Source organism: Acinetobacter populi, assembly GCF_002174125.1.
In the GTDB taxonomy this organism is placed as follows: domain Bacteria; phylum Pseudomonadota; class Gammaproteobacteria; order Pseudomonadales; family Moraxellaceae; genus Acinetobacter; species Acinetobacter populi.
Window position 1 is genome coordinate 562,691 of sequence record NZ_NEXX01000001.1, and the last position, 18,064, is coordinate 580,754.

The window sequence follows — 18,064 nt, forward strand, 5'->3', positions numbered from 1 at the left end:
ATTAGATTGATTTGATGACCTTAGACCATCAGAGACGTTAAGGATTTAAAATAAAATCCGCACCACGCTCACCGATCATGATGGCAATGGCATTGGTATTACCACTAGGTACTTGCGGACAAATCGAGCAATCAATCACTCTTAAATTCTTCATACCATGAACTTTCAGCTGTAAATCCGTAACAGACTTTTGTGGATCCACACCCATACAGCATGAACCACCTGGGTGATAAACCGTTTTAATATTTTGTCGCATCCATGCTTCAATCGCATCACCATCTTCTGGCAATGTTTGCGCAGGTTCAGTCACTTGTTTGATAATGGCTTGTAAAGCAGGTTGCTGAAACATTTTTAAACCCTGTTGGACTGCACGAATATTGCCTGCAACATCATCGGAATGACCCAGATAATTTGGATCAATGACAGGCAAATCCTTTGGGTTATTACTACGTAAGGTTACTCGCCCCCGAGCCTTAGGTTGTAGATGTCCCACCTTGATGGTAAGGCCATGTTCTTGTGCTGCCTCTTTCTCTCCCGGGGTATTATCAAAATTATCCAGAATCGGTAAAAAATGGAATTGAATGTCTGCCCGGCCCTGCTGTTGACTATCAACAAAACCTGCACCCTCAAGAATATTTGAGGTTAATAGACCAGACCGCGTCAACATCCACTGTAAGCCGTGCTTAAGTGCCTTTAAGCCCTGATCTTCATCCAAAATACTGATTGGATCCTTGATCGTGGCATTCACCGACATATGTAAATGATCATGAAAATTCTCACCAACTGGCAAATCTCGAATACACGTAATCTCATGTTGTGCTAATTGTTGTTTTGGTCCTATGCCAGATAATAACAAGACTTTTGGACTGCCAATTGCACCAGCACTGACAATGATTTCTTGTTTTGCCTTAACCTGAATCGGCGCCTGATCTGCAATACTATAGATCACCCCAGTTGCAATATCGTTCTCAACCTCAATTTTATGCACTAAGGCCTGTGTGATAATGGTCAGTTTGGGATTATCTTTTACCGATTTTAAATAGGTTTGCGATACACTGGCACGTTCACCATTTTTAGTCGTAGTTTGATAAAAACCCACACCTTCTTGCGACCAACCATTAAAATCATTGACATATTTTAGGCCCATTTGCTGCCCAGCTCGAATACATGCAAGTGTTAATGGATGACGATAACGATTTTCACTGACAGGTAAATGTCCACCTTGACTATGGTATTGATCAGACAAGCTTTCATTGTTTTCCGCTTTTTTAAAATAAGGCAACACATCTTGATAGCCCCATCCCTGACACCCCCAGTCCTTTTCCCATGATTCATAATCCTGACGCTGACCGCGAATATAAATCATTCCGTTGACCGAACTACCACCACCCAATACCTTACCTTGCGCCAAAATCATTTCACGCTGGTTACAATGCTGCTGTGGCACAGACATATAAGGCCATGATTTTTGTTGAAATACCTTAACTACCGTAGCAGGTATTTTATGGAAAATACTACTATCTGGCTCGCCAGCTTCCAATAATAATACTGAACCTGCATTTGCTTCGAGCAAACGGGTTGCCACCACACATCCGGCAGAACCAGCACCAATAATAATATAATCAAAAACTTTATCCATTTAACACCTCGATTAGCCATTGAATTAATCATGGGATTAATAGGATTACATGCGATTTATCATCATCTGTCTTGACTGTATTTGCCTAAAACTTGTATTAGTGTGACATTATTTAAAATAATAAATATTTAATTTAAAAGCTGAACTCTCAATTGACGTGGTGCAATACCATACTGCTTTTTAAAACAACGGGAAAAATGAGAACTGTCCTCGAATCCCCATTTAAGTGCAATTTCAGTCAATGAAATCTTTTGATTATCCAGATTGATAATTTCTTTATAGATCTGTTGTAATCTTAAATATTGTATATATCGACTAATAGATTGATTTTCACCTGAAAATAATCGGTAAAGTTGCCGAGAAGAAATTCCTAAATGATCTGAAATTAATTTTGGACCCAAATATGGATTCTGTAATTGCTCTATAATAAATCGTTCCGCGCGATATTTCATGGGATCAACTTTTAGGTTTGAATCATAATGTATCATTGGTTTTAATAAAGCAATTAAAGCATCTTCAAATGCATTTCCATCTTGCTGTGAATGCCAGAGCTCAATCTGATCATGGGCAATTTGTTGCAGAATATTTTTAAGTAAATGTCCACTCATATTACTGGTATTTAATCTGCCAAAATGCTGTGCTGTGATATCATTGATCAATAATTTTTCTCGGGAAAGATGTACAGAAATATGTTCAAACATACCTTGCGGGAACATTTCGATAGTCTTTGCGGTATCAAGTAAAACGATATCATTTTCATTTATTTGTATTTTTTGTTCATCTTGATAAATCAGCATTTTTCCTTTGGGTTGAAAAATCAAAAAGCAGAAACGATCTTCAGCACGGTCCAACTTGCCTTTTTGGCGAACTATCTGATTGGCATTGCTGCGAATAAAAGCAACTTCTGTGTTGCCTAATTGATAAGCTCGCACTTCTCCAATAAACAAAGCTTGATCAGCATTAAACTTTGTTTCAAATGCACCACATACAGATTCAATATGTTCTGTCCAGACAGAAATTTGAGAAAGATTTGCTTTAATCATATCTATCCCTACAAAATACACTTAAAATTCATTTCCACCTGAATAAACATGCATTTTATATACCAACACCTGAGTTATAAATATTTAATTACAACTCAGGAATTTTATTTTAACTCAAATTATTTTTAATTATTTTTAAGGCATCGTTTAGTTTTTTAATTTCAGAAGGTTTTAATCCAGCAAAGCTATCATTAAATAATAATGAAGTAATTTCATTAATTTTAATTACCATATCATGGCCTTTTGTGGTCAGACTGACTCTAGTAATTCGACTATCGGTATCACATACTGAAGTATCCAAAATACCTTCATCTTTTAACCGGTAAATAATTTTGGTCGCTGTAGGAATCTTGATAATTGCCATCTCAGCCAATTCGGAAATACTCGCATTCTGTCTTGCATGTACAGCCAGAATAATCCGTCGTCTGGAATTATCCAAACCATATTGTTTTAATGAATTATCCATTTTTGTAATATATAATCCATGTACCTGTGAAATCCAGTAATAAGGAAAATCATCAATACTAAAATCATCATGTATTGGAAAATATTTGGAGTATTTATTTGTCATCTTCAGCATTCACAAATCAGTTTGTTTTTTTAGTTTATCATTTCCTTATCCTGATAAAAATATAAAGATGAAAAATAATGATATTCCTGCATATAAAAATAGAGTTGCAGAATACAACTCTATTTTTATACCAATCATTTAATGATTTATAGTATTCATTTTTCACTTTGCATCTTACGCACCATGGCATCGAAAAATTTTGTAGCAAACCCACTTTCCCGTATCAACATTGCAGTTAAATCAGCACATTTTTCTTTAATATCATCTGCTAGTGGCACATCTTCCCCACCCATTGCATCAGCCTGACATTGAATTTCCGCTGCGCGCTGTACTGTCCAGAGTAAGAAAAAAGCTTTTTCTATACTGCTTTCACCGACTGCAATGCCATGATTACGCAGCACAAGAATATGCTTATCACCCAAACTTTGAATCATTCGTTCTTTTTCATCTTGAAATAAAGTGATGCCCTCAAATGCATGATAACCAATACGACCATAGAGCTGTGCCCCATAAAAACTATCGTATTTAAAGGCCTGTTTTTTTTGCACAATGGCACTAATCGGTGTGGTATGGGTATGAATTAAACAGCAGATATCTTCACGAGCAGTATGAATTGCACTATGTAATGCAAATCCGGCAGGATTCCCATCATATGCAGAGGGTTCAACTTTATTGCCGGTATGATCCACTTTCAACAGGTTTTCAGGTGTCACTTCGCTGTAATTTAATCCAAAAGGATTAACCAGATAATAGGCATGTTCACCTGGCAAACGTGCAGAAATATGATTGAAAATTGTTTCTGTCCAACCAAAAAAATCGACCAGATGATAGCATTGGGCCAGTTTAACCCGCAGTTCCCATTCCTGTTGAGAACAATTTAATGTAGTAACTGATGAGTTCATTTTATTTTCCTCTAAGATTAGCAATGCAATGATTGTTCACTGATAAATTTGGCTAAATTACAGATGTTGAAAGTGGTTGGCATTGGACATTGATAACGTTGCGCCAGTTCAAATACCGCCGTCGCAATACTGTTTAATTCCAGTGGTCGTTTATGTTGAAAGTCCTGCCACATTGAGGTATGAACCTCCCCCATTTCGCTACCAAGTTTTAGAAAACTATGAGGATCAATGCTAATTCTGGCACCATAGCTGACAGCAACCAGGCGTATTTCCTGCATGATTTCTGTGACGACAGGTAATAGTTGTGGATGAGAATAGATATCTTTTAAGGTGGCACCCGTAACAACCGACAAGGGATTGGAACTTAAATTAGCAATAACTTTGGTCCAGATCTGATCACGGATATTTTCAACTGCTCGTGCTTCGATCCCGGTATCCTGAAACATTAACTTTAGTGCTTGTAGCCGGTCACTTGATTGATGATTAGGTTCACCAAAAATCAATAAATATGGATTATCGGATTGTACTTTCCCATACCCATGTAACTGCGCCGTGATAAATACCACTGCGCCAATCAAGTGCTGTAATGGGAAATACTTAATCAAATAATGATCTTGATCCAGACATTGTATTACTTCGACTTGGTCATCTTGCTGTCCGATATAAAAATACCAGAAAGGAATACCGTTCATGAGTGGAATCAATAGAGTTTGATCGTACAGCACAGGCAGAATATCAGTCAGTACATTTCGCAACGCATCTGCTTTAGTTGCAATAAAGACCACATCCTGCACGGGCAATAATGCAGTATCCTCTAATACCTGGTAAGGTTTAACATGATGTTCACCGGTTAAATCTTTAAGATGAATACCATTCTTTAGCAATGCCTGTCGATTTTCACCACGGGCGATCAAGGCTACATGATCAAATCCGGCTAGAATCAATCGAGCTGCTACCGTACAACCAATTGCACCAGCACCCACGATACAAATCTTTGTCTGTTTATCCATTGCTATCGCACCTTCTAGATTGCCAGCACATCTTGATGCTTGCTATTGATGCCGAGATAGCTCTCGATAATACGTGGATCTTCAACCAGATCTGCCCCGCGACCTTGCATGGATAATTCACCCATTTCCAGCACATAGGCATAATCCGCAAGTCTGAGTGCCGCGCGAGCATTTTGTTCAACCAATAAAATGGAAACGCCTTGTCCACGTAACTGATCAATGATCTTGAAAATTTCACGAGTAATTAAAGGTGCCAAACCCAGACTAGGTTCATCCAGCATCAATAATTTAGGTTTTGCCATCAAAGCCCGACCAACCGCCAACATCTGACGTTCGCCACCGGACAAAGTTCCAGCCTCCTGACCGCATCGTTCTTTTAAGCGAGGGAAAATACTATATACCTGCTCCAGTGTGTCTTTATAGCTACGATCGCCATGACGATAACGCTGAAATGCACCCAACATCAAATTGTCTTCTATACTCATCGAACTAAAGAGTTCACGCTTTTCCGGTACAAGTCCAAGTCCACGCACCACCATGCGTTCGATCTGCGGGCATTGTCCAATTTCACCATCAAACTCCACATGACCTTTTGAACCCAATACACCCATAATGGCAGACAATAACGTAGTTTTCCCAGCACCATTTGGCCCCACCACAGAAACAATCTGACCTTCATTAACCCGCATATTAAAGTTTAGCAATGCCTCGACCTTGCCATAAGCCACACTTAAGTTTTTGACTTCTAGCAACGACTTACCTTGATCATTTTGTTCAATCATACTCATGCTGCACCTCCGAGATAAGCTTCCAGTACCGCTTCATTTTTCTGGATTTCTTCGGGTAATCCTTCGGCAATTTTCTGTCCGAATTCCATGACCACCACGCGATCCACTAAATTCATGACAAAATCCATATCGTGCTCAACCAGCAAAATTGCCATGCCTTCGGACTTCAGTTTGCCGAGTAAATCTGCCAAAGCGCGCTTCTCTTGAAAACGCAATCCAGCAGCTGGCTCATCTAACAACAATAAAGACGGTCTAGCACATAAAGCACGGGCAATTTCCAGAATACGTTGCTGTCCCAGTGCTAGATTACCTGCTTCGGTATAGAGATAATCGCCCAGACCAACACGCTCAAGCTGCGCCTTTGCTTCGTTTAAAAGATTGTTTTCTTCTTCCCGATCCAACAGCAACATGGAGGCAATCACACCTTTATCACCACGCAAATGGGCACCAATGGCAACATTCTCAAGTACCGTCATTTCCGGTAAAATCTTGACGTGCTGAAATGTTCGGCTTAAACCTTTTTTGGCAATTTCGCGGGAACTCTGTCCATTGATTTTTTCACCCAGAAAGATGACATCACCACTAGTCGGTACATCAACCCCGGAAAGCTGATTAAACATGGTACTTTTACCGGCCCCATTCGGACCAATCAGTGCCAGAATTTCACCTGCATGGATAGACAAATTCATCTGGTTATTAGCGACCAGACCACCAAATTTTTTGGTCACATCTTTTGCTTCCAAAATCACCGAACCTTTTAATGGAAATTCCAGAGAAGGTAATTCCCGTGTCGGTGGGGTAATGGCAAAATGCTGATCTTTTGCACGGAATTTTTGTGGCACGAGTTTGACAATCATGGGCCATAGTCCGGCAGGTGCTTTTTGCATCAAAACCACGATTAATAAACCGAACACGATGGTTTCATAATGCCCTTCTGAACCAAAAATTACTGGCAGAAAATCCTGTAACCATTGCCGCGCCATGGTAAAAATACCCGCACCCAGAATTGCACCCCAAATGCTGCCAACACCGCCTAACAGCGCCATAAATAGATAGTCAATACCAGCCTGCAAACCAAATGGTGTTGGATTAATAAATGCCTGATTGTGTGCATAAAGCCAACCGGAAATAGAGGCATAGATTGAAGCGATGACAAAAATTACCATTTTTGAACGAAAGGTATTCACGCCCATAGATTCCGCCATAATCTGCCCGCCATTGAGTGCACGAATGGCACGACCCTCTCTGGAATTTAAGAGATTTTTGGTCAGAAGAATGGCAATAAAAAGAATTACCCAAATGAGATAAAACATTTTATTGCTGCTATCAAGGGTGTAATCCAGTAGATGAATGCTTGGGATATTGGATATGCCAGAAGGTCCACCCAGACTATCAATGGTAGAAAAGAAATAATACAGCGAGATACCCCAAGCAATTGTACCCAGTGGCAGATAATGCCCAGAGAGTTTTAGCGTTAATCCACCGACCAAAATTGCCGAGATGATGGTAATCATAATACCCAGAATTAATGCCATCCAAGGACTACCATTGGTCCAGGCCAGCCATTGTGGTAACTGTTCGGTGGCAGAAATATAGGCCGTGGTATAAGCACCAATTCCGACCAAGGCAGCCTGACCAAAACTAGTCATACCGCCAACACCTGTCAGCAAAATCAGTCCCAAAACCACCAGTGCATTCAAACCAATATAATTCAATAAAGTGACCTGATAAGCAGGTAGAATTAATGGACTAACCAAAGTGATGAGTGCGAAAGCCAATAGCAAATACTTCGTTTTCATTCACCATCCTCCTCTGAATGACGGGAAGTTAAAGACTTCCAAATTAAGAAAGGAATAATGATCGTAAACACAATAATCTCTTTATAATCACTGGCCCAGAACATTGAAAAAGACTCAATTAATCCAACTGCGATCGATCCGATTGCTGCAACAGGAAAACTCACCAGCCCACCAATAATGGCGCCGACAAAACCTTTTAAGCTGATTAAAAAGCCAGAATCGTAATACAAGGTGGTGACAGGAGAAATTAAAATGCCAGAGAGTGCACCAATAAATGCAGCCAATGCAAAGGTAACCTTTCCGGCAAATATAGGTGAGATTCCCATCAATTGCGCCCCCACACGATTAACTGCTGTAGCATGTAAGGCCTTGCCGTACAATGTTTTTCCGAAGAAATACCATAATGCAATGATCAAAATCAGAAACGCAGCCAAAATACATAAAGTCTGGCTACTCACACTTAAGCTGCCAAGTTCAAAACTTGCATCACTAAACGGTTGTGTCTGAGCACCATTTGGTCCAAAAATCACCAAACCAATACCGACTAGAGCGACATGTGCTGCAATAGAAACGATCAGTAAGACTAGAGACTTTGCCGAAGCAATCGGTTGAAAACAGCTACGATAGAGCATCGGACCCAATGGGGTAAGAATTGCCAGTGTAAACAGAATCTGTAAAAACATGGGTAAGGTGGCCAAAGGCAGTTGGTACATGGCACCCACCAATATCGCAATATAGATACCCAAGGCAATTTTCATTTTCCAGTTAAAATAAACGTGATGTCTAAAATAGGCATAGCCATCCAACAGCACATTGATGATAAAAAGTGCAACAAGCAACCAGACAATCGTACTTGGTGTTCCTGCCTGTATAGATGCCAGCGTTAATGCACCAAAAACAGTAAACTCACCCAGCGGAATTAATAAAATACGGGTAACCGTAAAGACCAGAATAATACACAGTGCCAGTAAGGCATAAATTGCCCCACTGGTGATCCCATCCTGACCTAAAATTAATGCGATGTTAAAATCCATATACCTTACCCTGTTTCATTTTTTAGAGACAAAACCTCTCCAAGAGATATTTATCCCCAAAAAATTAAGTTTTGAATAAGTTAGAAAATAGTTAAACTAAAAATTATTTCAGTAACTTCCATTGACCATTGCTTACAGTAATCATGACGCGGCCACGTTGATCAAAACCACTGTGGTCAGTCGGTGTCATGTTATAAACACCCTGTGTTCCGGCAAGATTTTTGGTGTTTTCCAGTGCACTGCGCAAGGCTTGGCGGAATTGTAAAGAACCCGGTTTTGCCTGTTTCAAGGCAATTGGTACTGCTTTTTCCAACAATAAACCTGCATCATAAACATTTGCACCAAAAGTCGCGGGATAGCTGCCATAAAGTTTTTTATAATTATTCATATAGTTTAAGGCAACAGCTTTAGATGGATTACTATTTGGAATTTCATCAATCACCAGCATCAAACTTGCCGCCAAAATTGTATTATTGACTTTATTGCCACCCATTTTCAGAAATTGATCTAGGGCTGCACCATGCGTTTGATACATTTGTCCGCGATAGCCACGATCATACAATGCAGTTTGTGGTGTTACCGCAGAACTTCCCGGTGCTGCAACTAAAATTGCCTGTGGTTTTTTGGCAATCAGCTTAAGTGCCTGCCCGGTGAGTGAGGTATCCTGACGCTGAAAACTTTCTTTGGCAACAATACTAATACCATTTTTTGCTGCCAGTGAAGTCACCACTTTATTCCAGTTATCTCCATACGGATCAGCGGTCCCAATAAACCCTAAAGTTTTGATTTTACGCTTCACCATATCCTGAATCAGTGCAGATGCAATCAGATCATCATTTTGTGTGGTCTTAAATACCCATTTTTTTTGTGCATCCATCGGTAATACCGCACTGGATGTACCTACCGGAGCCAATAAAGGTACGCCTGCCTTGGCAACTGTACCAATCACCGCCATGACATTAGGTGAACCTGAAGGTCCGATAATCGCATCAACATTATTTTCCTTGATCAGCTTATTCACCGCCTTGACAGAAGCGGTCGGATCACTGGCATCATCAATCGAAATATAGCGAACTGTCTGACCGCCTAATGTTTTGGGTAATAATGCAATGGTATTTTTCTGTGGAATACCGACCATTGCAACGGGTCCACTTGAAGATGTCACAACACCAATTTTAATATCAGCAAAAGCGGCTGACATGCTACCTGTTAAAATGGCGCCAAATAGGGCTGTCTTGATGAAATTCATGCCAAACTCTCCTCTTAGTTTGATGTCATGCTCAATACAATTTGATTGAAACATCTAAATATTACATACAGTATTTATGCAGTATCCATGCCACATTTATTATTTTATAAAAATTTTTAAAATTATATATATCAATAACTTACAATAAAAATTTAAGCAAAAAAGAATTTAAAATAAAAATATACTTTTCAACTAATTTTATGCCCTAAAATAAACCCAATACTGATAAAAGTGCATAAAAAAAGCCCACTTTTTCAGTAGGCTTTCAATATCAAAAATAAGTTTAGAATTTATATGTATAAGTTGCAATTAAACGATTTTCCTGCCATTTTGCCCCAGGATTATTAGTCGTTTTATCATACTTGGTATCGGTGTTGATATTCATCCATTGCAACCCCAAACCTTTAAGTTTACCTTCGGGAACGACATAGCTCAGCATGAAACTTTTTTCAATTTCCGTATTATCACTCATACCCGCACGATAAATATTATCGCCATGTAAATAACGCAAAGTCGTTGATAAACCTGGTAAACCCAATCCTTTAAAATCATAACGATATAAAATATGCCAAGTCATCTCTTCCGGACTTACAAAACCCAAATTAGACCATGCATGTAAAAATGGTTGGGGTGCATAACCAGTTAAAGTAGGAAAAGTACTTGGGCCTTCATTTTTCCTTACCCCTGTAGAGAATAAATGATCACCATTTTGAATAGTTGTCATTAAGCCATAGGATTGACTGTCTATTTTCCCATAAAATGCATCACCATCTTCCTTATTATTAAAATAACGACCATCGATGCTAACTTTTGCACCGCCAATCTGAGTACTATAGGCTAGCTTAGCATAATGTTGTTGATAGATATCTTCTAACTGACCATACCAATATGAACCAGATATTTTGGGTGTAAAATTATAATCTAGGCCAATAAAATTCAGACCATCACTCCCCAATGCATTTGGATTAGAACTGGCCTGCCCAGTAAATAAACTGATTTTTCGATATTCATCATCTTCCCGACCATTAATACGAGTCAAACGGCCTGCACTAACTTTTAGATCTTTAATATCTTTTGACTCTAGCATTGCACCAGCATAGCTGGTTACTAACTGCCGTGAATCATCAATAAATGCAACAGGTGTCATTGGATATAATTCACCAACTTTTAATTCGGTTTCATTATATTTCAATTTTAATGTCGCCCCATATTTCACATAATCATTATATTGCTCACCTTTTACTGTATCAAAAGGAATAATAGTATCAGCACGCTTTGCATTATGATCATTTAATCGAAAAGCATATTGTACAGATGCATCCAAACCAATCTGAATTGGTGTATCCGTATAACCTGATTTAAACTTACCAGAAACTGCCTGTGTCCAACTTCCAATATCAGGCCTTTTAACCCGATCAAAACTACGATCAATATAAAAATTTCTTAAATAAATCGATGATTCACTGTCCTCTAAAAAATCTGCATAAACATTTTGAAAACCCATTGCACTTATTAATAAAGCCAAATAGGTTTTATTATTACCAGTATAAAACTTTGCTTTAACAGACATAATTAAACCCTTCCAAAAAATATAACCAACCCATAAACCCGACTAAAACTATGTTATTTTTTAATTGAAATGTCAATTTTATGAAACGCACTAAAAATGCACAAAACCGCCAAAGAAAAAATTTAAAACTATATGTATGCCATGATTGTGCAAAATTAAAATAACAAATGAGAATAAATTTCAACCAGCAAATTTAAGCCATATTTTTATGTGATTTTTCTAATAATTTAACTTTTCTTTAAATATTTTATTACAATTTGACAGTTAATATTAATTATAATGCACCAAATAAATTCATGGTATTTTATACAATTTTTATGGAATAATTATTGCATGAATAACTCTTTTATTTTAAAGAGTGCACCTTAATGAGCAGTTTATCAAAGGCAAAATTTAAAAATATTATTGAAAGTGAACAAAGTGATTTTAAAATCATTGCTGAACACTTTAAATTATTTAAGAAAAATCATACACAACGAATAATTGATCATTTACTTTTATTAAAAGATGATCATGGTGGCTTTCCGGTTGATCGTTTAACACATTGTTTACAAACTGCGACATTGGCATATCAAGATGGGCGTGATCCTGAATATGTAGTTTGTGCATTGTTACATGATATTGGAGATACATTGGCGTGTTATAATCATGCCGATCTCGCCGCAACATTATTGGAACCTTTTATTAGTGAAAAAAATTACTGGATGTTAAAACATCATGGTATTTTTCAGGGCTATTATTTTTTTCATCATATTGGACTGGATCGTTTTCAACGTAATCAATTTAAAGATCATCCTTATTTTAGTTATACAGAAGAGTTTTGCAGAAAATATGACTCTCCTGCTTTTGACCAAAATATGGAAACATTACCTTTAGAATTTTTCATCCCAATGCTGGAGCAAGTCCTTGCAACACCCAAAAAATCTTTATATAAAAATATTTAATCCAAAAAATAAAGCGAATAAAATAAATTCTATTCGCTTTTTTTAATCTTTAACTAATTATTTTAAACCCACCAAATCCTTTAAAATTTTGATAAAAGTTTCTTTCTCTTGCTCAGAATAATTTTTAAATACTTCATTTTGATGACTATCTGCAATTTCAAATAACCATTGTGCAGTTTCCAAGCCTTTTTCAGTCAGTTCAAAAAAATCACCCTGATCCAGTAATAATCCCTGTTTTTGCAGAATTTCAGAAGCACGTTCAATTTCCAACATTGGCATGGCAACATCACGCGATAATTCTTCCTTACACGATGCCGTTTCACTGGCAAGTACCAGTAATAAACGGGCTTCACTAGTTCGAAAACCTGATGCACATTGTTTTGGAATATAGGTTTTTTGATAGGCCTTGATCGCGCGACTCATCAAATAACAAGCATTATCATATAATCGCCCCCGATAAATATTGTCCGCATCTTCCTGACCTGCTGTCATATGATCTTGTGGAATATCTAAACTTGGATGTGGCATGACACTAGAATAAGCACCTTGATGGTAAACCAGTGGACTACGCCCTTCATCATAAAAATTAACCACTTTACCAATGATTATCCAGTGGTCACCACCTTCTACAATTTGATGACGTTCACACTCAAATACTGCAGAACAATTTTCCAGAACAGGCACCATGCCTGCACCCGGCTGAAACCGTGCATTGGCAAATTTATCAATATTACGACGGGCAAATGTATTGGAAAGCTCAATCTGAGATGCCGATAAGATATTTACCGCAAAATGTGAAGCCTGCTCAAATACGGAAAAACTTGAAGATTTTTTATCAATACTCCACAAGATGAGTGGTGGATCAAGAGAAACCGAATTAAAGCTATTGGCAGTCACACCTACTTTTTCACCCGATTCATTTTGTGCAGTGATAATGGTTACACCTGTTGCAAAATTACCCAAAGCGCGCCGAAATTGTAATGGATCAATGCTGATTGCATCCATGGCCTGTAATGAATTCATCTTCATTCTCCTACAACCGTTTTCATATCTTAATCGTTCGCCCAGAATTAAATATCTAATACCAGACGTGAAGTTTTAGATCGGGAACAACACACCAGTATTTGTTCATTACTGGCTTTTTCCTCATCGGTAAAATACACATCGCGATGATCCGGCTCACCTTCAATCACATCACACATACAGGTACCACAAACGCCCTGCTCGCACGACATTTCTATTTTGATGCCTTCTCGGGCCAAGGCAGCAATAATAGTTTCCTCGGCATCCACCATAATAATTTTTCCACTGCGCTGTGCTACAACTTCAAAACTATCACCACTTAAATCTGCCTCAACTTGAAAATATTCTTTATGAATTTGCTCATCCGGAATATGTTGCGACTGTGCCAAATTGATTACCCAATCCATAAACCCATTGGGGCCACAGGTATAAATATGTGTCGCCGGATCAATATTCTGAATACTGTCCTGAAAAAACTGCCGATGATTTGCCCCTTCATCCTTAAAATGAAAATAGCTAAATGCTGCCAACTCACCGCTTTTAATTTCTTCCACAAATGCACTACTGCCTGCACTTTTACCACAATAATGCAGCTCGAAAGATGCACCCTGTTGTAACAGTTGATAAGCCATAGTAATCAGTGGTGTGATACCTATTCCACCACCAATCAATACAGTATGCTTGGCTTTAGAGAGTGGAAATAAATTGCGCGGCGCACTCACCTGCAATTGCATACCCGCTTGAAGATCATTAAATGCCGATAATGATCCACCACGCGATGCAGGGTCTTTTAAAATCCCCAGACGAAAAATGCCTACCTGTGCCGGGTTTTGACATAAAGAATATTGGCGTACCAAACCATTAGGCAGATGCACATCAATATGTGATCCTGCTTCAACACTTGGCAGTACCTGATCTGTTGCAGACTCAAACTCCAACACTGCCACATTGCCACCTTCCACATGGCGGTCTTTTACCTTTACCGTATAAAGTTCAGTCATGTTTACCTCTACGTTATGCCTCGGATCAATTGATCTAGCGCATAAATAAACCACCATTGATATCCCAGGTTGCACCCGTCACAAAATAAGCGTTATCACTGGCCAGCAAGTCAACGGTTTGTGCAATAAACGTCATACTTCCCAATGCCTTAACGGGAATATTATCAATAAACTGTTGCATCTTTTCCGCAGCGACAATGCTTTGTACCGCAGGTGAATCCATTGGACCTGGCGCAATTGCATTCACTGTGACACCCTGTGCCGCAAATTGTTTGGCAAAAATTTTGGTCAAAGTCACAATCGCCCCTTTGCTGGCAGCATAGTGTGCCCCCGTTGCCGTACCGCCATTCTGTCCGGCCAGAGATGCCATATTGATGATACGTCCCGCGCCTTTTCCAGCCATATACTGACCCAGAATTTGACAAGCCTGAAATGTGCCACGCTGATTAATCTGCGTAACCCAATCAAATTCCGCTGCACTAATCTCCAAAACAGGGGTGGCTTTGGTGACCGAGGCATTATTGACCAACACATCCAGTCGCGAAAACTTCTCTTCAATCCATCGCACCGCCTGATAAAAATCATCTTCAAGCGAAATATCCAGCTTTAAGGCATACATGTTTTTTGCATACTGACTCCCTGCAATCGCTTCCTGTGCCTTTTCCAGACTGGTACCCGAAACAATCACCTGATAATCCTGACTCGCCAGATAGTCGGCAATCACATAACCCAAACCCGATGATGATCCTGTGATCAAGACAACTTTACCCATTGTTCACCACCTTAAAGAAGATAACTAATACCCGCCAAGGTATCGGTTGAATTGATCAAATTGATGATTTTGCGCTGAATCTTAAATTCACCCTCCGCATTGCGGACTAGGGTATATGTCACATCGGCGGTGTAATGACGCAGGTTTTCCTTACGAAACTCACGCAGATTCTGAGCACAACGCAACACCACGGTATTACCCTCTTCCTGCAAGATACGGACGCGTGAAACACTGCGTACGGTATTGGCTTTGGGTGAAGTGGAAATCGCTTCACCATTTTCCAGACGCTCTACCCGTAACTGGCGCATATGATGATCGTCATAGGCATAATTCAGATGGTTTTCATAATCCGTCAATGCTGGATCAATCGGAATGATATATTTGCCATCTTTTTCCCATAGATTAAGCCAAGCCTGATATTCAGCATGATCCAGCATATCGGCTTCGGTCCAGATGAATGCTGTCACTTCAGTTAATCGCTGTAATTGTTCGTTCATGTCTTCTCTATCCTATGCAGTCATCATCTTTTTCCATTGCTGATAGGCCGCACGCATACCTGTTTCAGCACTAACATCACTTTTCAAGCCATCTTCGGTTTTCACCTCACCCGGCAAGCCACGATTCAGCATAATCCAGAGATCATTGCCTGCGGCTGCACCATGCTGTACCCGTTCCCATGCTTCAGAATCATCCGGTGTACCGAAACCCAGCGGTCCCTGAAAGTGTTCATGCAAACGCAAACGGTACTGATTGGCCAGTTGCGGACCACCGTCCATAGTAATCACAGCATGATGAATTTCGGTTTCCTGTACAGAAATCGGTTGTAATACTCGGAAAAACGCCATAGAACAGGCAATGTTTGGAAAAAGATTGAGGTTAAAACCGGAACCACCAACTGCTCGCACAATACGACGGACTTGTAACTCTTCATGTCCTTCATCACGTAATGCCTGTGCCAACGCTTCAAAGCGTTCCGGAATATCACGCTCCATCAGTTCTTCTTCCAGATCAATCAGCTCCGGAATCATTACCATCACACTATGACCATTACCCAGATCTTCGACATAACCAGGACCACCCACAAAATCCAACATGCGTTCGGTTTGCTCATCCACCGAACTTAAGAATGATTTATGCACCAACGGAAAATGATAAGCATCTGTGGTATTTTCCAGCTGGATTTTCCAGTTACCCGGAAAACGGAAACGATGCTCGCCCAGCACTTTAATGGGATAACCTGCACCTTGTTTCATAAATAGGTCCATCCATTTTTTTGCAGGACCAAGAAAATCCAGCAAAGGTTCGATATCCTGTTTAAATGAGGCGAAAATCATGCCGTTGTACTCTTCAACCCGCAGATTAACCAAGGGAAACTCACTTTTATCTAGGCATTCACCATAACTTTCTGGGGCAGGTACACCACGCAAAGTCCCATCCAGTGCATAGCTCCAGCCATGATAGGGACAGACAAAACTATTGGTTTTGCCTTTTTTATGCTCACAGACAGTTGCTGCACGATGACGACAACGGTTAAGTAATACATGCACCTGTTTTTTACGGTCACGTACCACAACAACAGGTTGTTTACCAATATTGATGGTTTTAAAACTTCCTGCATCGGGAATTTCGCTGGCATGCGCTACCCAGACCCAAGTGCTATAAAATATTTTTTCCATTTCTTCATCAAAGATCTGCTCGTCTTTGTATAAAGAAGTGTGCACTCGGTCGGTTTGTACCAGACCGGCATAATCCGTTTCTGCGGCGCTCATCGGAATTAAACTGTTCATTGATTTTTTCCTCAAATATATGGGTGTAGCTGGTTAAGCCTTCGGCACAGGCAACGTTGCTGCACTTTCCCAGTAGGAGATCGGACGACTAAAAATGTTTTCGGTCTGAAAATGGCTGATTTTCCAGTGACCATCGTCTTGACATTTAAACTGGATATGCAGTCTGGCGGCATTTAGATGTGAACTGCCATCTCTAAATGTTGAGGTTTGCAGCATCAGCCAGCGACCTGTTGCCAGTGGTTCTTGCAGATCAATCTGTTCCGAACTGACAAAATGCGCATTCATGACAAAATGTGATTGTTGCTGCATATAGCCTGCAAACATTTTTTCGATTGCAGATCGCCCTTCATAGCGTCCAAATGCTGCCTGATAACGTTCGCCAACACCTTCCCAGATGGCCTGTTCATCAAACAGAGCCATCAATTGTGATAAATTGGTATTGGCATCTAACGCATCACAAATTTCCATATAGCGATTGATGCTGTTACGGATTTCATTGACCGCTTCCAATCGGGCTAATCGCTGTAAAATGGCCTGCATGACATTTTCCCCAACACATATCAATTAACGCTGGATCACCAGTTCGCGCCCTACCCGCGCTTCAACCTTACAATATTTCCAGAGCTTAAAAGGGCCTTCACCCACCACGGTGCTACGGAATAAATTGCAAGCTACGTGTACCGTTTCAATATCCGGCACATCAGCCAAAAGATAAGTGGTCCACGGCCAGCCAGCACTTGGCCCAACCATACTCTGATCATCATCAAGACTGCCGTATACGGTGACATTTGGTAAATCATGGATACCGTGCCACATTTCGCCAAATGCCGCCCATACTGCCTTGGCTTCTTCGGGAGGAGCATCAAAAAAGTTTTGATTGATTCCCATACAAAACAATACACGGAGTGATTTTTTGGTTTCCATTTCGCTAT

18 protein-coding genes are annotated in these 18,064 nt (G+C 39.8%); 1 reads left to right on the forward strand and 17 read right to left on the reverse strand.

Annotated elements, in window-relative coordinates; all coding sequences use genetic code 11:
* Positions 1–37: 37 nt before the first annotated feature.
* The 10 genes from CAP51_RS02505 to CAP51_RS02550 all read right to left on the reverse strand — a co-directional run bounded on the left by CAP51_RS02505 (position 38) and on the right by CAP51_RS02550 (position 11,605).
* Positions 38–1,639 carry a GMC family oxidoreductase gene (locus tag CAP51_RS02505; protein ID WP_087619174.1) on the reverse strand — a complete coding sequence of 534 codons (1,602 nt, stop codon included), beginning with the start codon at positions 1,637–1,639 and terminating at the stop codon, positions 38–40.
* A 128-nt stretch (positions 1,640–1,767) separates the two neighbouring features.
* Positions 1,768–2,682 carry a transcriptional regulator FeaR gene (gene feaR, locus CAP51_RS02510; RefSeq protein ID WP_087619175.1) on the reverse strand — a complete coding sequence of 305 codons (915 nt, stop codon included), beginning with the start codon at positions 2,680–2,682 and terminating at the stop codon, positions 1,768–1,770.
* A gap of 109 nt (positions 2,683–2,791) precedes the next feature.
* Positions 2,792–3,253, reverse strand: a complete 462-nt coding sequence (locus tag CAP51_RS02515) for a MarR family winged helix-turn-helix transcriptional regulator (protein WP_087619868.1) — start codon at positions 3,251–3,253, stop codon at positions 2,792–2,794.
* Positions 3,254–3,408: 155 nt separating this feature from the next.
* Entirely contained in the window at positions 3,409–4,155 is a 747-nt protein-coding gene (locus tag CAP51_RS02520) for a class II aldolase/adducin family protein (RefSeq protein WP_087619176.1), read from the reverse strand.
* Between the two features lie 17 nt (positions 4,156–4,172).
* Positions 4,173–5,165, reverse strand: coding sequence for a ketopantoate reductase family protein (locus CAP51_RS02525; RefSeq protein ID WP_087619177.1), 993 nt, complete (start codon positions 5,163–5,165; stop codon positions 4,173–4,175).
* A 14-nt stretch (positions 5,166–5,179) separates the two neighbouring features.
* Complete coding sequence (locus CAP51_RS02530; RefSeq protein ID WP_087619178.1) at positions 5,180–5,953, reverse strand: ABC transporter ATP-binding protein; 774 nt, start codon at positions 5,951–5,953, stop codon at positions 5,180–5,182.
* Complete coding sequence (locus CAP51_RS02535) at positions 5,950–7,752, reverse strand: branched-chain amino acid ABC transporter ATP-binding protein/permease (RefSeq protein ID WP_087619179.1); 1,803 nt, start codon at positions 7,750–7,752, stop codon at positions 5,950–5,952. The genes CAP51_RS02530 and CAP51_RS02535 overlap by 4 nt, the downstream gene beginning before the upstream one ends.
* Positions 7,749–8,786: a branched-chain amino acid ABC transporter permease gene (locus CAP51_RS02540; protein WP_087619180.1), complete on the reverse strand. Its 1,038-nt coding sequence runs from the start codon at positions 8,784–8,786 to the stop codon at positions 7,749–7,751. The genes CAP51_RS02535 and CAP51_RS02540 overlap by 4 nt, the downstream gene beginning before the upstream one ends.
* Positions 8,787–8,889: 103 nt before the next feature.
* Positions 8,890–10,035: an ABC transporter substrate-binding protein gene (locus CAP51_RS02545; protein ID WP_087619181.1), complete on the reverse strand. Its 1,146-nt coding sequence runs from the start codon at positions 10,033–10,035 to the stop codon at positions 8,890–8,892.
* Positions 10,036–10,318: 283 nt separating this feature from the next.
* Complete coding sequence (locus tag CAP51_RS02550; RefSeq protein WP_087619182.1) at positions 10,319–11,605, reverse strand: OprD family outer membrane porin; 1,287 nt, start codon at positions 11,603–11,605, stop codon at positions 10,319–10,321.
* A gap of 368 nt (positions 11,606–11,973) precedes the next feature.
* Here CAP51_RS02550 and CAP51_RS02555 point away from each other — a divergent pair, with 368 nt between their 5' ends.
* Positions 11,974–12,549 (forward strand): HD domain-containing protein, encoded by a 576-nt coding sequence (locus tag CAP51_RS02555; protein ID WP_087619183.1) that lies wholly within the window; start codon positions 11,974–11,976, stop codon positions 12,547–12,549.
* A gap of 57 nt (positions 12,550–12,606) precedes the next feature.
* On the opposite strand, the gene CAP51_RS02560 is transcribed toward CAP51_RS02555, so the two are convergent.
* Genes CAP51_RS02560 through CAP51_RS02590 form a run of 7 tightly spaced genes read right to left on the reverse strand, consistent with a single transcriptional unit; the run spans position 12,607 to position 18,056 of the window.
* Positions 12,607–13,572, reverse strand: a complete 966-nt coding sequence (locus CAP51_RS02560; protein WP_087619184.1) for a p-hydroxyphenylacetate 3-hydroxylase reductase component — start codon at positions 13,570–13,572, stop codon at positions 12,607–12,609.
* Positions 13,573–13,619: 47 nt separating this feature from the next.
* Positions 13,620–14,573, reverse strand: a complete 954-nt coding sequence (locus CAP51_RS02565) for a PDR/VanB family oxidoreductase (RefSeq protein WP_087619185.1) — start codon at positions 14,571–14,573, stop codon at positions 13,620–13,622.
* A 34-nt stretch (positions 14,574–14,607) separates the two neighbouring features.
* The gene (locus CAP51_RS02570) at positions 14,608–15,345 is read right to left on the reverse strand and encodes an SDR family NAD(P)-dependent oxidoreductase (protein WP_087619186.1); all 738 of its coding nucleotides are present in this window, start codon (positions 15,343–15,345) and stop codon (positions 14,608–14,610) included.
* A gap of 11 nt (positions 15,346–15,356) precedes the next feature.
* Positions 15,357–15,842, reverse strand: coding sequence for an aromatic-ring-hydroxylating dioxygenase subunit beta (locus tag CAP51_RS02575; RefSeq protein ID WP_087619187.1), 486 nt, complete (start codon positions 15,840–15,842; stop codon positions 15,357–15,359).
* A 12-nt stretch (positions 15,843–15,854) separates the two neighbouring features.
* The gene (locus CAP51_RS02580) at positions 15,855–17,132 is read right to left on the reverse strand and encodes an aromatic ring-hydroxylating oxygenase subunit alpha (RefSeq protein WP_087619188.1); all 1,278 of its coding nucleotides are present in this window, start codon (positions 17,130–17,132) and stop codon (positions 15,855–15,857) included.
* A 33-nt stretch (positions 17,133–17,165) separates the two neighbouring features.
* On the reverse strand, positions 17,166–17,672 hold the full coding sequence (locus CAP51_RS02585; protein ID WP_087619189.1) for a nuclear transport factor 2 family protein: 507 nt from the start codon (positions 17,670–17,672) through the stop codon (positions 17,166–17,168).
* A gap of 24 nt (positions 17,673–17,696) precedes the next feature.
* Positions 17,697–18,056, reverse strand: coding sequence for an IacB protein (locus CAP51_RS02590; protein WP_087619190.1), 360 nt, complete (start codon positions 18,054–18,056; stop codon positions 17,697–17,699).
* Between the last annotated feature and the right edge of the window lie 8 nt (positions 18,057–18,064).

Excerpts from the sequence above, each read along its gene's own strand:
- feaR (WP_087619175.1), bottom strand. The coding sequence starts at position 2,682 with ATGATTAAAGCAAATCTTTCTCAAATTTCTGTCTGGACAGAACATATT.
- CAP51_RS02530 (WP_087619178.1), bottom strand. The coding sequence starts at position 5,953 with ATGAGTATGATTGAACAAAATGATCAAGGTAAGTCGTTGCTAGAAGTC.
- CAP51_RS02550 (WP_087619182.1), bottom strand. The coding sequence starts at position 11,605 with ATGTCTGTTAAAGCAAAGTTTTATACTGGTAATAATAAAACCTATTTG.
- CAP51_RS02535 (WP_087619179.1), bottom strand. The coding sequence starts at position 7,752 with ATGAAAACGAAGTATTTGCTATTGGCTTTCGCACTCATCACTTTGGTT.
- CAP51_RS02540 (WP_087619180.1), bottom strand. The coding sequence starts at position 8,786 with ATGGATTTTAACATCGCATTAATTTTAGGTCAGGATGGGATCACCAGT.
- CAP51_RS02575 (WP_087619187.1), bottom strand. The coding sequence starts at position 15,842 with ATGAACGAACAATTACAGCGATTAACTGAAGTGACAGCATTCATCTGG.
- CAP51_RS02505 (WP_087619174.1), bottom strand. The coding sequence starts at position 1,639 with ATGGATAAAGTTTTTGATTATATTATTATTGGTGCTGGTTCTGCCGGA.
- CAP51_RS02520 (WP_087619176.1), bottom strand. The coding sequence starts at position 4,155 with ATGAACTCATCAGTTACTACATTAAATTGTTCTCAACAGGAATGGGAA.
- CAP51_RS02585 (WP_087619189.1), bottom strand. The coding sequence starts at position 17,672 with ATGCAGGCCATTTTACAGCGATTAGCCCGATTGGAAGCGGTCAATGAA.
- CAP51_RS02580 (WP_087619188.1), bottom strand. The coding sequence starts at position 17,132 with ATGAACAGTTTAATTCCGATGAGCGCCGCAGAAACGGATTATGCCGGT.
- CAP51_RS02590 (WP_087619190.1), bottom strand. The coding sequence starts at position 18,056 with ATGGAAACCAAAAAATCACTCCGTGTATTGTTTTGTATGGGAATCAAT.
- CAP51_RS02525 (WP_087619177.1), bottom strand. The coding sequence starts at position 5,165 with ATGGATAAACAGACAAAGATTTGTATCGTGGGTGCTGGTGCAATTGGT.
- CAP51_RS02515 (WP_087619868.1), bottom strand. The coding sequence starts at position 3,253 with ATGACAAATAAATACTCCAAATATTTTCCAATACATGATGATTTTAGT.
- CAP51_RS02555 (WP_087619183.1), top strand. The coding sequence starts at position 11,974 with ATGAGCAGTTTATCAAAGGCAAAATTTAAAAATATTATTGAAAGTGAA.
- CAP51_RS02560 (WP_087619184.1), bottom strand. The coding sequence starts at position 13,572 with ATGAATTCATTACAGGCCATGGATGCAATCAGCATTGATCCATTACAA.
- CAP51_RS02545 (WP_087619181.1), bottom strand. The coding sequence starts at position 10,035 with ATGAATTTCATCAAGACAGCCCTATTTGGCGCCATTTTAACAGGTAGC.
- CAP51_RS02565 (WP_087619185.1), bottom strand. The coding sequence starts at position 14,573 with ATGACTGAACTTTATACGGTAAAGGTAAAAGACCGCCATGTGGAAGGT.
- CAP51_RS02570 (WP_087619186.1), bottom strand. The coding sequence starts at position 15,345 with ATGGGTAAAGTTGTCTTGATCACAGGATCATCATCGGGTTTGGGTTAT.